Raw genomic sequence first — 12,443 nt, forward strand, 5'->3', positions numbered from 1 at the left:
AGCGGTGCGCGCCGTCGGGCCATCGCACGGGTTCGCGGCGCATGGTCGGCGAACGACCACGACCGTGCCGGTGATGCCGCTGTGGGAGCGACCTCGTGAGGGAGCGTGCCGATGACGACCGAGGCGATGGATCCGGCGCGAGAGCGGCTGCGGCGGTGGCGGATGGTGCTCGGCGGGGACACCGCCGACGGCACCGGGTGCGCGCTCTCCGGGAAGGACGCCGCGATGGACGGGGCGCTCACCGCCCTCTACGGCAAAGGGGACAAGTCGGCGCCGGGGAAGGACCGTTCGGCGGGGCTCGGGGCATCGGCGCCGTCCGTGGCGCGGTGGCTCGGGGACATCCGGACGTACTTCCCGTCCTCCGTCGTACAGGTCATGCAGCGGGACGCCATCGACCGGCTCGGGCTGTCCACGCTGCTGCTGGAGCCGGAGATGCTGGAGGCGGTGGAGGCGGACGTGCACCTCGTGGGCACTCTGCTCTCGCTCAACAGGGCGATGCCGGAGACCACGAAGGAGACGGCACGGGCCGTCGTGCGCAAGGTCGTCGAGGACCTGGAGAAGCGGCTCGCCACCCGCACGCGGGCCACTCTCACCGGGGCTCTCGACCGCAGCGCCCGTATCAACCGGCCGCGCCACCACGACATCGACTGGAACCGCACCATCGCGGCCAACCTCAAGCACTACCTCCCGGAGTACGGGACGGTCGTGCCGGAGCGGCTCATCGGGTACGGGCGGGCGTCGCAGTCCGTGAAGAAGGAGGTCGTTCTCTGCATCGACCAGTCGGGGTCGATGGCGGCGTCGGTGGTGTACGCGTCGGTGTTCGGGGCCGTGCTGGCGTCCATGCGGTCGATCAACACCCGGCTCGTCGTTTTCGACACCGCTGTCGTCGACCTCACCGACCAGCTCGACGACCCCGTCGACGTGCTGTTCGGCACGCAGCTCGGTGGCGGCACGGACATCAACCGGGCGCTTGCGTACTGCCAGTCGCAGATCACCCGGCCCGCGGAGACGGTGGTCGTGCTGATCAGCGACCTCTACGAGGGCGGGATACGGGACGAGATGCTCAAGCGGGTCGCAGCGATGAAGGCGTCGGGGGTGCAGTTCGTGGCGCTGCTGGCGCTGTCGGACGAGGGGGCGCCGGCGTACGACCGGGAACACGCGGCCGCGCTCGGCGCGCTGGGTGCACCGGCGTTCGCCTGCACGCCCGACCTGTTCCCGGAGGTAATGGCGGCGGCCATCGAGAAGCGGCCGATACCGGTGCCGGACACGGTGTGAGGCGAGGGGAGGGCCGCGAAGAGGGGTCGGGGGGAGGGGGTCGGGGAGGGCCCTGCGAGGGGGCGAGAGGGCCAAAAGGCCCGGAACGGCTGGCGATTTGTCGACCTGGTGACGTCCGACTTGGGCCAGCAAAAGGGACATGAGGCGCATCGGTAGCGGAGGGCTTGCGCAGCATCGGGAGGGCCGTGCGAGTATCGGACGCCTGTTCAGCTCTGCGCCGCACTCCGCTCGTCCGTACCGCGGCGCATCGACTCGCTGCTCGTCACGCGTACTTCGTTCCGCCGCACGGGAGGACTCCCCGTCTTGACTTGGCCGGCCACGTTGCCCGATGCCGCTGTGCGTGTCCCGCGCGCTGCGGCTGGGCGGCGTGCGCTGCAGCTGGTGCTGCTGGTGGGCGGCGTGCTCGCGATCGGGCTCCTCTGCGGAGAGCGGGCGTATGCGGCCGACGGGGTTTCGGTGGGGACAGCCAGCGCGTCGTCCCCGGGCTCGGCACCCTCCGCCGTCATCGCGGCCACGGCTTCGGCGCCCGAGGGCGAGGGGATCGGGACATCGGCGGGGGGAGCGGTCCGGCGGTTGGTGAGCGGCCTGGCGGAGACGGGAGCGCGCGATGTGCCCGGCACTGCGTCGTCGACGCCTCCGGCAAGTCCGCGGCCCCCGGCGACTTCGCCGCTCTCCCCAACTTCGCAGCCGCCGGCTGTCAGCGATCCGGCGCCCCATGCTCTGACTCCCGGAGCCTCTGATCCCGGTGTTCCGGCGCCCCATGCTCCGGCTGCCGGAGCCTCTGCTCCCGGTGTCCCGGCGCCCTATGCTCCGACTCCCGGAGCCACCGTTCCCGGTGTTCCGGCGCCCCATGCTCCGGCTGCCGGAGCGTCCGCTCCCGGTGTCCCGGCGCCTCACCCTCCGACTCCCGGCGCACCGTCTCCCGGTGACCTCGCTCAGGATGCCCGGGCTCCCGGCATCCCGCCGTCCTCCGGCCGCGCCCCCCACACTCAGGGCGGTGTCGGCAACGCCACCCCCGCGATCCCGCACCCCACCGACGACCAGGTCCTCCGCCCCGCGGCCGAGGCTGTCATCCAGGGCGTCGGACATCGCGTCGTCGAACCGGTCGGGGGCGCGGCCGAGTCGGTGACCGGCGGATTGGCTGAGGTGCAGGCGCAGGTGCCGCCGTTGGCGCCGCTCCCGGCGCTGCCTGCGCTGCCCCCTCTGCCTGCGCTGCCCCCTCTGCCTCCTCTGCCTGCGCTGCCCCCTCTGCCCGCGCTGCCGACGGTGCCCGAGTCATCGGCGTGGCCGAGTTGGCCCAGCTGGCCGGGGGTGGATTTCCCCGGATTCACGCTCCCGGATCTTCCCGGCGCCGACCTTCCCAGCCTCCCGGATGGCCCAGGCCTGCCCGGTCTCCCCGCCCTGCCCGGGCAGACATTGCCTGCGCCCGGCGCCGAGACGCCCGACCCGGTCGCCGAGGTGCCCGAGGCCGTTGACGGAACGGGCGACGAGGGGCGTACCGGCAGGGATGCGGTCGTCGGCTACGGCCCCCGGTTCGTCGCTGATGTCGTCGCGTCCCATGCCTCGGCGTCCAGCGGTGCACGTACCACCGAGCCTTCCCGCTATGCCCCCGTTCCTCAGGCGCCGGTCGATCACCCAGGCGGTGTGCTGGGGAACCGTTCCGCGGGTGACAACAACTCGTCGCGGCACGGGGACGCGCACGCCGTCTCGTTGAACGGGCGGGCGCCGCTGCGGTTGGTGCCCGGCGCCGCCGCTCGCGTCGAGGCGGACGAGATCCAGGACAGGCACCGGGACATTCCGGTTTCCCCCGCTTAGGCCAGTAGGCCGGCCCTCCCCGCCGTAGACCTGTCGCGCGGGGGCGGAAGCAGGCCTGCCCATACGCCCGTGCCAGTCCGTCCGGACCGCACCCCAGCACTTCATGTCCCCCTGGACATCGCTGGATCTTTCCGGACGGAAGCCTCCGGAGCCGTACCCGGTACCGCTGGTCCTCAACTGCCTGGATCGCTACCGGACTCGCTGCCGGAATGTCCCCAAACCGTCCCAAGATCTAGGGATTCGACGCACGTATGAACAAGAACATTCGCCGTTCGATCGTCATAGCCGCCGGTGTCACCGGCGCGTGGGCGCTCGGTTCGGCCGCCGCCAGCGCGGACGAGCTGCACGCCTCCACTCTCTCCGTACCGGACACGTCCACCGACGCGACCGACGCGACTGACGCCGCCGATGCGACCGATGCGCCAGGGCTGCTCGGCGCGGTTAACGGCACCGTCGACGGCGTCGCCTCCGACGTAACGAACACCGTCACCGGCGTCACCAATGTCACCAACGGCACCGACGACGCCACCAGCACTGTCACCGACTCCGTCAGGACCGCGCGCGGGAACACGGGCGGCGCCGAGCAGACGCGCCGTTACGTCGACGCCGACGTCTCAGCCTCGGCGGCCACCAGGGCCACCAGCGCCACCACCGCCGTGAAGGCCAAGGCAAGGAGCACCGCCGCTGCCGTCGGCGACCTGAGGGACGCACCGCGGCACACCCCGCAGCTCCCCGCCACGCCCGACGCCCCCGGCACCATCGATTACCTCTTCGGCCCCCTCGCCGCCTTCGCCCCCGAATTGGAGCAGGCGCTCGCCGCCACCCAGACGAAGCTGCGGGCCACGCAGGAGGTCACCCGGGCCGCCGCAGCCGAAGTCCAGGGGAGCGCCACGGGGACGGCGACGGCCGCCCAGGCAACCGCCACCGCCCCCGCCACCGCTGAGGCCACCACCGTCAAGGGAGCGGCCGAGGCCTCCGTCTCCGCCGTTCCGAGCCACGTCACCGGCACGGTCACCGGCACGGTCACCGGCACGGTCGGCGGTGTGGAGCAGCGGGTCGTCGGCACGGTCAGCGCCGTCCCCGGCACGGTCACCCCCGTCGTCGCGCAGACCGCCGACGCGGTCGTCCCGCCGATCGCGACCCATGCCGTGCACGGCGTACTGCCCGTCGCCGGCCAGGCGGTCGAGGGTGTTGTCCCGACCGCCGAGCACGCCGTCTCGGGCGTAGCCCCCACCGCCACCCACACCGTGGCCGGGGCGACGCCGGTCGCCACGAACGCGGTGGACAGCGTCCGATCGGTGGCCGGCGGTGCGGTGACCGGCGTGCGGCCGGTCGTCGGGCAGGCGGTGGCGGGCGTCGTCCCGGTCGCCCACGGCGCCGTGGCGGGGGTCGCCGGTACCGCCGGGCACACGGTCGACGCCGCGACGGCGCTGGCATACGGCGTCGTCGCCGATGTGCATCCCGTGGCCGGGCAGGCCGTCGCGGGCGTCCAGCCGGTCGCCGCCGATGCCGTCCAGGGAGTCCAGCCGGTCATCGGCGGGGTCGTCCAGGGTGTGCAGCCGACGGCCTACGGCACGGTCGGCGACGTCCAGTACCTCGCCCACGGCACGGTCGGCGACGTCCGGCCCCTCGCCTCCGGCGCCGTCGCCGACGTGCAGCCGGTCGTGCGGGGTGCCGCCACCGACGTACCCCCGTACGCCACCGGTCTCGTTGGCCACGTCACCGCGGACGTCACCGGTGCGGTCCTGCCGCCCGTCGCCGACACGGCCGTGCACGGTGTCGTGCCCGTCGCCGGGCAGGCCGTCGCGGATGCGGGCGGGCTGGCGTACGGCGTGGTCGGCGATGTCCGGCCGTTCGCGGGCGGTGTCGTCGGCGAGGTCGACCCGCTCGTGCACGGCGTCGCCGGCCAGGCCGTGCCCCTCGCCGAGGGCGTCACGGAGGAGGTGCCGCCGTTCGCGTACGGCGTCACCGGTGCCGTACGACCCGTCGTCGACACGGTCGTGGACACCGTCCAGCCGGTCGTGCGGGGCGTCGGCGGCAGCGCCACGGCGCTGGCGTACGGCGTGGTCGGCGAGGTCGCCCCCTTCGCGGGCGGTGTCGTCGGCGAGGTCGACCCCTTCGTGCACGGAGTCGCCGGGCAGGCCGCGCCCTTCGCCGGGGACCTGACCGGCACGGTCCGCGACTCGGCGGGCCCGGCGGCCGGCAACGCCGCCGCCGGTGTGCAGCAGGTCGGCCGGTCCGTCACGCCGGATTACGCACAGGACCTCCAGCGCGGCATCCGGACCGAACTCCGGCACGACCTCCCCCAGAGCGGCGCGTACCGCATCTGACGCACCGCTCCCCACCGACTCCGCGGGGCAGACGGCCCGGCCGGCCGAAAGCCGTCGGCTGTGCCGACCGGAACCCCGCGGACGGGCCGGGTGATCCCCATTGGGGTGGGGATCACCTGCCCAGAGCCCACCGGGGCGGCTCATTCGTGCCCCTACGGGCTGTTTCACGGGACCTCACCGGGTCAACCCCAACCCGGTGAGGTCCTTCCCGCCCCGGTGAGGTCCCTCCGTCCCGCCTCCCGCGTCCCTCACAGTCGGCACGCCGTGCCAGTGATCCGCGCTGATCACGGCATCATGTGACAGGTATCACCGCTCAGGTGTGACCCTCGATTTAGGGGCCTCCTGCAAGCAGCGATAACCTGCGAGACGGACATGCCGCGCGCTCGGACACCGTGTGCGCCTCCCTTGTGACAGCGGACGTCACGTTGCCCTTCGCGGCACGCCCACGCATCCAACGAACCGCGAGATCACTGATAGGGACGGAAGCGCGTGGACCTGTTCGAGTACCAGGCGAGGGACCTCTTCGCCAAGCACGATGTACCGGTGCTGGCCGGTGAAGTCATCGACACGCCTGAGGCGGCCCGCGCAGCCACCGAGCGTCTCGGCGGCAAGTCCGTCGTCAAGGCCCAGGTGAAGGTCGGCGGCCGTGGCAAGGCCGGTGGCGTGAAGCTCGCCGCCACCGCGGACGAGGCCGTCGCCCGCGCGACGGACATCCTCGGCATGGACATCAAGGGCCACACGGTCCACAAGGTGATGATCGCCGAGACGGCCCCGGAGATCCTGGAGGAGTACTACGTCTCCTTCCTCCTCGACCGTGCCAACCGCACCTTCCTCTCCATCGCCTCCGTCGAGGGCGGCATGGAGATCGAGGAGGTGGCGGCCACCCGCCCGGAGGCCGTCGCCAAGATCGCGATCGACGCCATCGACGGCGTGGACGAGGCCAAGGCCCGCGAGATCGTCGAGGCCGCCAAGTTCCCGGCCGAGGTCGCGGACAAGGTCGTCAACGTCCTGATCACGCTGTGGGACACCTTCATCAAGTCGGACGCCCTCCTCGTCGAGGTCAACCCGCTTGCGAAGGTCGCCTCCGGTGACGTCATCGCCCTGGACGGCAAGGTGTCGCTCGACGAGAACGCCGAGTTCCGTCACGACTGGGACGAGCTGCACGACAAGGACGCGGCCAACCCGCTCGAGGCCGCCGCCAAGGAGAAGAACCTCAACTACGTCAAGCTCGACGGTGAGGTCGGCATCATCGGCAACGGCGCGGGTCTCGTCATGAGCACCCTGGACGTCGTCGCGTACGCCGGTGAGAAGCACGGCAACGTCAAGCCGGCCAACTTCCTGGACATCGGCGGTGGCGCCTCCGCCCAGGTCATGGCCAACGGTCTGGAGATCATCCTCGGCGACCCGGACGTCAAGTCCGTCTTCGTCAACGTCTTCGGTGGCATCACCGCCTGTGACGAGGTCGCCAACGGCATCGTCCAGGCCCTCAAGCTCCTCGAGGACCGCGGCGAGAACGTCTCGAAGCCGCTCGTCGTCCGCCTCGACGGCAACAACGCCGAGCTCGGCCGGCAGATCCTCACCGACGCCAACCACCCGCTGGTGCAGCGCGTCGACACCATGGACGGCGCGGCCGACAAGGCCGCCGAACTGGCTCACGCCGCCAAGTAAGCACTCAGGACGAGGACACAACACACCATGGCTATCTGGCTCAACAAGGACAGCAAGGTCATCGTCCAGGGCATGACCGGCGCCACTGGCATGAAGCACACCAAGCTCATGCTCGGTGACGGCACCGAGGTCGTGGGCGGCGTGAACCCGCGCAAGGCGGGTCAGACCGTGGACTTCGACGGCACCGAGGTACCCGTCTTCGGGACCGTCAAGGAGGCCATCGAGAAGACCGGCGCCAACGTCTCCGTCATCTTCGTGCCGGAGAAGTTCACCAAGGACGCCGTCGTCGAGGCCATCGACGCCGAGATCCCGCTGGCCGTCGTCATCACCGAGGGCATCGCCGTGCACGACTCGGCGTCGTTCTGGGCGTACGCCGGCAAGAAGGGCAACAAGACCCGGATCATCGGCCCGAACTGCCCCGGCATCATCACGCCGGGTCAGTCGAACGTCGGCATCATCCCGGGCGACATCACCAAGCCGGGCCGTATCGGCCTGGTCTCGAAGTCCGGCACGCTGACGTACCAGATGATGTACGAGCTGCGTGACATCGGCTTCTCGACCGCCGTCGGCATCGGTGGCGACCCGATCATCGGCACCACGCACATCGACGCGCTCGCCGCGTTCGAGGCCGACGCCGACACCGACCTGATCGTCATGATCGGTGAGATCGGCGGCGACGCCGAGGAGCGGGCCGCGGACTTCATCGCGAAGAACGTGACCAAGCCGGTCGTCGGCTACGTCGCGGGCTTCACCGCGCCCGAGGGCAAGACCATGGGCCACGCCGGCGCCATCGTCTCCGGTTCGTCCGGCACGGCCCAGGCGAAGAAGGAGGCCCTGGAGGCCGCGGGCGTCAAGGTCGGCAAGACGCCGACCGAGACCGCGAAGCTTGCCCGCGAGATCCTCGGCGGCTGACCTTCACAGGCGCCAAGCGCGACATCTGGTGGGCCCGTTCCCCTTTCCTGGGGGCGGGCCCACCGGCTTTTCCGCAGCTCACTCTGCCCGCGGTGTGAGTCTCTCCGGACCGCCTTGCATCTGTGCCCGCAGCTTCGCGCGCAGCTTCTGCTCCTTCTCCGACAGCGGGCCCGGCGCCACCCTCGGCGGCACGCCGAGCACCGTCTCCCCCGGCGGCACCGGTGGCTCGTACTGGGTCGGGGCCGTGCGCAGAGTCAGGGCCGTGGTGCCGATGAGGGCCACGGTGAAGGCGATCGCCGCGCGGGTCCAGAAGCGGGCCCGGCGCTCACTGCCGTCGCGTACCACCGCCGGTTTGGCCGCGCGCAGGCGCTCCGTGGAGGCCAGTTCGGCCAGGCGGTAGTGGAGTTCGGTGGGGTCGGACAGGTCCGGGAGGCGGGCGGCGACCGCGGCGCGGGCGTTGAGGAGACGGTTCGCGGTGGCTGGTGTGGTCGCCTCCGTCTCCGCCGCAGTCTCGGGCAGATCGAGGCCGACACCGTCGTACAGGAGCAGCGCGCGGCGCTGGGGCGGGGTGAGTTCGAGGAGTACGTTCAGCAGGGCGCGGTCGGACGCGTTCGATGGTGGAGGTTCGGGGTGCCGGTAGCGCGGGCGGAACCGGTGCCAGGGGGAGAGGGCGAAGTCGTACGCCGTCGCCCGCACCCAGCCCGCCGGGTCCGGGTCGCAGGCCACCTCGGGCCAGCGCTGCCAGGCGAGTTCGAAGGCCCGCTCGACCGACTCGCGCGCGAGTTCACGGCGTCCGGTCAGCAGGTAGGTCTGGCGTACCAGGGCCGGGGCGCAGAAGGCGTAGAGCGCGTCGAAGGCCTGGGCGGGTGAGAGGGGGCGTTCGGCCCGCGCTTCGGGGGGCGGTGCCTCAGCCTCGGTGGGGTCGGCTGCCGGTACGGCAGTCCGTACGGCTGTGCCGGCGCGCTCGGGGGCACCCTGACCTACCGTCATGTCGCGCCCTCCCATGGCGTTCTGAGCCTCTGTCTCTTCCGGTGACTTCTCCGGTGACTTCCTCGCCGACTTCTTCGCCGTCTCCTCTGCGAGCGAGGCGAGCACGTGCGCGTACGCCTCCCTCCTCTGGCCGCGTGGTGTCGTACGGCCGTTCTCCCAAGCGCGTACTGTCTCGCGGCTGACGCCCACCCGTACCGCGACCTGAGCCTGCGTCAATGAAGCCGCCTCGCGCAGGCGTCGGCGTTCCTCGGGCGGGGGAAGCGGGGAACCGGGGCTCGGCGTCACAGTACGCCCCTTCGTGCGAAAAAGTACATAAACGTATATTGAGCGACACTTCGGAGGTTCGCCTGTTACGACGGGAAAGCGCGTGTCGTTGGGAGCATTGCGGGCGTGATCGAGATGACCGCTCGTCGAACGCCCCTGTCGTCCCTGCTCACTCGGCTGCGCTACCGCACGCCTGGACTCGGCGCGAGCCTTCTGGGCGGCGCGGTCGCGGCGGGGCTCGGGCTCGGTGTGATCTCCGTGGTGGTGATGGTCCTGTGGGTCAGTTCGCCGTATCCGGACAAGGGGCCGGGGGGCGCGTTGCAGGTCGCCGCCGTGCTGTGGCTGCTGGCGCACGGTGCCGAACTGATCCGCACCGACACCCTCTCCGGTCTCCCCGCGCCGGTGGGCGTCACGCCGTTGCTGATGCTCATGCTGCCGGTGTGGCTGGTGTACCGGGCGGCGCGGGACGCCGCGGCGGACGGCGGTGACGGGGCGCCGCTCGTGTCGGGCAGTACGGCGTGGGCGGGTGTCGTGCTCGGGTACCTCGGGGTCGGGGTGGGGGCCGCGGTGTACGCGGCGGGCGGTGAGCTGCGGCCCTCGTGGTGGTGGACCGGGGTGTGCGTGCCCGTTCTCGCGATGGGGGTGGCGGGGGTGGGCGTGTGGACAGCGTGTGAACGGCGGCCCGAGGCGGCCGACGGTGTGCTGGGCGTGATGCCGACACGGGTACGGCGGCTGGTTCCCGAGGCGGAGGCGCCCGCCCGGCTCGGTGCGGCGGCCCGGGCGGCCGGGGCCGGCGCGGCGGCGCTCGTCGCGGGTGGGGCATTGCTGGTGAGCGGGTCGCTGGTGTGGCACGGTGCGGCGGCGCGAGGGTCGTTTCTGCAGCTGGCGGAGGGGTGGTCGGGGCGGTTCGCGGTGCTGCTGCTGTGCGTGGCGCTCGTGCCGAACGCGGCGGTGTGGGCGGCGGCGTATGCCCTCGGGCCGGGGTTCGTGCTCGGGACGGGGCATGCGGTGGGGCCGCTGTCCTCGGCGTCGGCGCCGCTGCTGCCGCCTCTTCCGCTGCTGGCGGCCGTGCCGGATGCGGGGGGCGGGGGGCCGGTGCTGTGGGGGGTCGGGGCGGTGCCCGTTGCGGCGGGGGCGGTCGTGGGGTGGTTCGCGGCGGGGTGGGGCGGCGGGCTTCAGGCTCGCTCCGAGGGCGGGCAGGCGCCGGCCCTGGCCTGGGCGCCCGGGCGGACCGCCGGGGTCGCCCTGCTGGCGGCCGTGTTCTGCGCGGTCGTGGTTGCCGAGCTGGCCGCGCTGTCGGGTGGGCCGCTGGGGCGGGGGGCGCTTGCCGAGTTCGGGCCGGTGTGGTGGCAGGTCGGGGCGGCTGCGTTGGGGTGGGTCTCGGTGGTGGCGGTTCCGGTGGCTGTGGTGGTGCGGGGGTGGCGCTGCCATATGGGGCGGCGGGCGGGGCAGCTCGGTGAGACGGAGGGGGCTCGGATCGGTCGGCCTCGGGTGGAGGGGGCGACGGGGAAGACGGCCGGGCGGTCGGCCTTCGTTCAGGAAGGGCCGTTCACGGCGTTGGGGCAGGACCAGGACGGTCGCGGGGTGGTGGCTGACGAGGACGGGGCTTACGGGGGTGACGGGCAGGGGGTTCCGTACGGGGCGTACGACCATGACACGACGTTCGAGCCGGACGGCTTTTCGTCTGCCGACGTGCCGCCCGCGTTGCCGCCGGAGCGGGAGCGGGAGCTGGAGCCGGAGCCCGACCCCGACCCCGAGCTGGAGTCGGGGCCGGCGCCCTCGCCCTGGGGTGACGATGACTCGCGGGAGGCGCGCTGGGCGGCGATGAAGGATGCGTCGGAACCGCCGGAGGCGCCCGAGGGGCCGGCGTCGTCGTGAAGGCCGGAGAGGATTTCGCCCCAGCCGCCCCTACCCTTCCCGACCTCCAGGGGCTCTGCCCCTTCGACCCCGGCCCCTGGGGGCTGCCGCCCCCAGACCCCCGCTATCGGCCCTGAACGGGCCTCGTCCTCAAACGCCGGACGGGCTGAAGTGCCGGGGCAGGCGTCGGGAGGCGCAGTCGGCGGGTGTGCATGCCTCAGCGGGTGGGTGGGGGCTAGGGATGGTGCGAGCCCCCGGACTTGAGCCCGGGGACAGGCTGAAGTGCTGGACCGGCGTCGGGAGGCGCCGTCGGCAGGTGTGCAGCACCCAGCGGGTGGGTGGGGGTTAGGGATGGTGCAACCCCCGGCCTCGACCCCCGGGACGGACTGAAGTGCCGGAGCCAGCGTCGAGCAGTGCCGGCAGCGGGGAGCGTCCGCGTCGCTCAGTCGCCCGTCCCCAGAACGCCCCGCAGCTCCTTCGGCAAGTGCTCGTTGCACGCCTGCTTCGCCGCGGTCGTCAGGGCGTCGTTCGTGCAGGTGTAGTAGTCGCTGTAGACCATCTGGGCCGTGAAGCCGGCGGCGACCACTGCGATGGCGAGGGAGGCTGTGACCAGGCCGCTCACCGCTGCCGTGGTCTGGGGGCGGCCGGTGGGACGCGCGGGCGCCGGTGTGTTGGGGTCGGGGGTGCGGGGCTTGGCTCGGAGGCTGCTGATGCCCCAGTAGAGGGCCAGGGCACCCAGGAGCAGGGCCACGTACGGCCAGCTGAAGAGGGCGAAGAAGAAGGCCCACATGCCGGACAGCAGGGCGTAGCGAGCGCGGCGCTGGACAGGGTCGGTGGGGTCCCAGCGCAGGCCGGGGCCGGGACCGGGGCCGCCGGGGCCGTCCTGGCCGCGTCGCGAGTTGTCACCGAAGCCGTCGGGGGAGCGGCCCGGCTGGCGGTCGCTCCACTGGTTGCCCCAGGGCGAGCGGCCGCTGCCCTCGTCGGAGTCCTGCGAGCCGTCCTCGCCCGACGGGCGGCGGCGCGGCTGCCACGGGCGGTCCGGGGTGCCCTCCGGCGGCGGTGCGAAGGGGTTGTCGTCCTGCTCCCGGCCGCCGCCCCGCTCGTCGCCGTTCTGTCCGCCCGAAGGCGCGTCGGGCGGTGAGGTGGGGCGCTCCCGCAGCAGCACGCCGCTGTGCTCCCCTCCCTGCACCGGGTGCGGGGGGAACGTGAGGAGTCGCAGACTGCGGTCCGGCATCAAGTGAGCGTCTTCCCCTAGGTGATAAGGCTGGCTGTTCTGAGCTGTCACACGAAGAACGCACCGCACGACCACCGCGTTCCCGAGCCCGCTCGCCC

8 protein-coding genes are annotated in these 12,443 nt (G+C 72.5%); 6 read left to right on the forward strand and 2 right to left on the reverse strand.

The features are described from left to right. The first annotated feature begins 111 nt into the window (after positions 1-111). The 5 genes from ACFY5C_RS35660 to sucD all read left to right on the forward strand — a co-directional run bounded on the left by ACFY5C_RS35660 (position 112) and on the right by sucD (position 8,000). Entirely contained in the window at positions 112-1,275 is a 1,164-nt protein-coding gene (locus ACFY5C_RS35660; RefSeq protein WP_389452658.1) for a VWA domain-containing protein, read from the forward strand. A gap of 1,311 nt (positions 1,276-2,586) precedes the next feature. Further along, positions 2,587-3,090: a hypothetical protein gene (locus ACFY5C_RS35665; RefSeq protein WP_389452661.1), complete on the forward strand. Its 504-nt coding sequence runs from the start codon at positions 2,587-2,589 to the stop codon at positions 3,088-3,090. Between the two features lie 251 nt (positions 3,091-3,341). Continuing rightward, on the forward strand, positions 3,342-5,420 hold the full coding sequence (locus ACFY5C_RS35670; protein WP_389452664.1) for a hypothetical protein: 2,079 nt from the start codon (positions 3,342-3,344) through the stop codon (positions 5,418-5,420). A 489-nt stretch (positions 5,421-5,909) separates the two neighbouring features. Further along, entirely contained in the window at positions 5,910-7,088 is a 1,179-nt protein-coding gene (gene sucC, locus ACFY5C_RS35675) for an ADP-forming succinate--CoA ligase subunit beta (protein ID WP_389452667.1), read from the forward strand. A gap of 27 nt (positions 7,089-7,115) precedes the next feature. Continuing rightward, positions 7,116-8,000, forward strand: coding sequence for a succinate--CoA ligase subunit alpha (gene sucD / locus ACFY5C_RS35680; protein ID WP_328879822.1), 885 nt, complete (start codon positions 7,116-7,118; stop codon positions 7,998-8,000). Positions 8,001-8,078: 78 nt separating this feature from the next. Here the strand turns inward: sucD and ACFY5C_RS35685 are convergent, their stop codons facing one another. Continuing rightward, a complete protein-coding gene (locus ACFY5C_RS35685) occupies positions 8,079-9,275 on the reverse strand; it encodes a helix-turn-helix domain-containing protein (protein WP_389452670.1) in 1,197 nt (398 codons plus the stop codon). 114 nt (positions 9,276-9,389) lie between these two features. Between ACFY5C_RS35685 and ACFY5C_RS35690 the strand changes: the two genes are divergently transcribed. Continuing rightward, positions 9,390-11,132: a DUF6350 family protein gene (locus tag ACFY5C_RS35690; protein WP_389452761.1), complete on the forward strand. Its 1,743-nt coding sequence runs from the start codon at positions 9,390-9,392 to the stop codon at positions 11,130-11,132. 421 nt (positions 11,133-11,553) lie between these two features. Here ACFY5C_RS35690 and ACFY5C_RS35695 read toward each other — a convergent pair whose 3' ends face one another. Next, complete coding sequence (locus ACFY5C_RS35695; protein WP_389452673.1) at positions 11,554-12,345, reverse strand: hypothetical protein; 792 nt, start codon at positions 12,343-12,345, stop codon at positions 11,554-11,556. Positions 12,346-12,443 lie beyond the last annotated feature (98 nt).

Source organism: Streptomyces sp. NPDC012935 (assembly GCF_042900345.1).
In the GTDB taxonomy this organism is placed as follows: Bacteria; Actinomycetota; Actinomycetes; order Streptomycetales; family Streptomycetaceae; genus Streptomyces.

Excerpts from the sequence above, each read along its gene's own strand:
- ACFY5C_RS35670 (WP_389452664.1), top strand. The coding sequence starts at position 3,342 with ATGAACAAGAACATTCGCCGTTCGATCGTCATAGCCGCCGGTGTCACC.
- sucD (WP_328879822.1), top strand. The coding sequence starts at position 7,116 with ATGGCTATCTGGCTCAACAAGGACAGCAAGGTCATCGTCCAGGGCATG.
- ACFY5C_RS35695 (WP_389452673.1), bottom strand. The coding sequence starts at position 12,345 with ATGCCGGACCGCAGTCTGCGACTCCTCACGTTCCCCCCGCACCCGGTG.
- ACFY5C_RS35660 (WP_389452658.1), top strand. The coding sequence starts at position 112 with ATGACGACCGAGGCGATGGATCCGGCGCGAGAGCGGCTGCGGCGGTGG.
- ACFY5C_RS35690 (WP_389452761.1), top strand. The coding sequence starts at position 9,390 with ATGACCGCTCGTCGAACGCCCCTGTCGTCCCTGCTCACTCGGCTGCGC.